The sequence below is a fragment of the Sagittula sp. SSi028 genome, from assembly GCF_048553715.1.
Classification (GTDB): Bacteria; Pseudomonadota; Alphaproteobacteria; order Rhodobacterales; family Rhodobacteraceae; genus Sagittula.
This window is the reverse complement of the sequence record NZ_JBLZNC010000038.1, coordinates 1-1,971: the sequence shown is the minus strand read 5'-3', so window position 1 is coordinate 1,971 and position 1,971 is coordinate 1. Positions and strand designations below refer to the sequence as shown.

The following is a 1,971-nucleotide window of genomic DNA, read 5'->3' as shown; positions in this document are numbered from 1 at the left end:
TTAGGGCGCAACTGTTTGGTTTTGTTTTCACGTTATTTGACATCGCGAGTATCTGAAGAGATATGTGGGCGGCGCTGGTCCGATCGATGGATCAACCCTCGCATATCGACCTCCTTAGGTTTCGGCCGATGATAGGAGGGTCAGCTTCACTGTTTGAGCGGCTTTCGGTTTCTGATGAAACCTGAAGCACAATCAAACAGAGACTTTCATCAGGATTAGCCTCCTGGTGAAGATGTGCAGAGGTTCGAACGTCAAGGATATGCGAGTAATCGCATTTCAACTTGAGAGTTTGATCCTGGCTCAGAACGAACGCTGGCGGCAGGCCTAACACATGCAAGTCGTGCGCGCCTTCGGGTGAGCGGCGGACGGGTGAGTAACGCGTGGGAACGTGCCCTTTAGCTCAGGATAGCCCCGGGAAACTGGGAGTAATACTGGATACGCCCTTTGGGGGAATAAAGGATCGGCCCGCGTTAGATTAGGTAGTTGGTGAGGTAACGGCTCACCAAGCCTACGATCTATAGCTGGTTTTAGAGGATGATCAGCCACACTGGGACTGAGACACGGCCCAGACTCCTACGGGAGGCAGCAGTGAGGAATCTTAGACAATGGGCGCAAGCCTGATCTAGCCATGCCGCGTGAGTGATGAAGGCCTTAGGGTCGTAAAGCTCTTTCGCCTGTGATGATAATGACAGTAGCAGGTAAAGAAACCCCGGCTAACTCCGTGCCAGCAGCCGCGGTAATACGGAGGGGGTTAGCGTTGTTCGGAATTACTGGGCGTAAAGCGCACGTAGGCGGACTGGAAAGTTGGGGGTGAAATCCCGGGGCTCAACCCCGGAACTGCCTCCAAAACTATCAGTCTAGAGTTCGAGAGAGGTGAGTGGAATTCCGAGTGTAGAGGTGAAATTCGTAGATATTCGGAGGAACACCAGTGGCGAAGGCGGCTCACTGGCTCGATACTGACGCTGAGGTGCGAAAGTGTGGGGAGCAAACAGGATTAGATACCCTGGTAGTCCACACCGTAAACGATGAATGCCAGTCGTCGGGTTGCATGCAATTCGGTGACACACCTAACGGATTAAGCATTCCGCCTGGGGAGTACGGTCGCAAGATTAAAACTCAAAGGAATTGACGGGGGCCCGCACAAGCGGTGGAGCATGTGGTTTAATTCGAAGCAACGCGCAGAACCTTACCAACCCTTGACATACTCGTCGTCGCTCCAGAGATGGAGCTTTCATTTAGTTGGACGAGATACAGGTGCTGCATGGCTGTCGTCAGCTCGTGTCGTGAGATGTTCGGTTAAGTCCGGCAACGAGCGCAACCCACATCCTTAGTTGCCAGCAGTTCGGCTGGGCACTCTAGGGAAACTGCCCGTGATAAGCGGGAGGAAGGTGTGGATGACGTCAAGTCCTCATGGCCCTTACGGGTTGGGCTACACACGTGCTACAATGGCAGTGACAATGGGTTAATCCCCAAAAGCTGTCTCAGTTCGGATTGGGGTCTGCAACTCGACCCCATGAAGTCGGAATCGCTAGTAATCGCGTAACAGCATGACGCGGTGAATACGTTCCCGGGCCTTGTACACACCGCCCGTCACACCATGGGAGTTGGTTCTACCTGACGGCCGTGCGCTAACCCTTCGGGGAGGCAGCGGACCACGGTAGGATCAGCGACTGGGGTGAAGTCGTAACAAGGTAGCCGTAGGGGAACCTGCGGCTGGATCACCTCCTTTCTAAGGATGATGCTAGTATTTAAGTTCGCTTAAATCGTGCATCACTTAGCAAGACTGGCAAACAAAGCCGGTCAAAACAGTGACATAGTCACACTGGGCCAGGTCGTCCTCATATCTCTTCAGAATTCGATCCCCATTGGGGGATCAGCAAGGGGCCTTAGCTCAGCTGGGAGAGCGCCTGATTTGCATTCAGGAGGTCAGGAGTTCGATCCTCCTAGGCTCCACCAAGACAAAGGCCCTTG

The 1,971-nt window shown here is 53.6% G+C and carries 1 tRNA gene and 1 rRNA gene; both read left to right on the top strand.

Annotation, left to right across the window (positions count from 1 at the left end):
* Positions 1-277 precede the first annotated feature (277 nt).
* Positions 278-1,729 (top strand): 16S ribosomal RNA (locus ACN5AZ_RS18630).
* Between the two features lie 151 nt (positions 1,730-1,880).
* Positions 1,881-1,956, top strand: a tRNA-Ala gene (locus ACN5AZ_RS18625).
* Positions 1,957-1,971 lie beyond the last annotated feature (15 nt).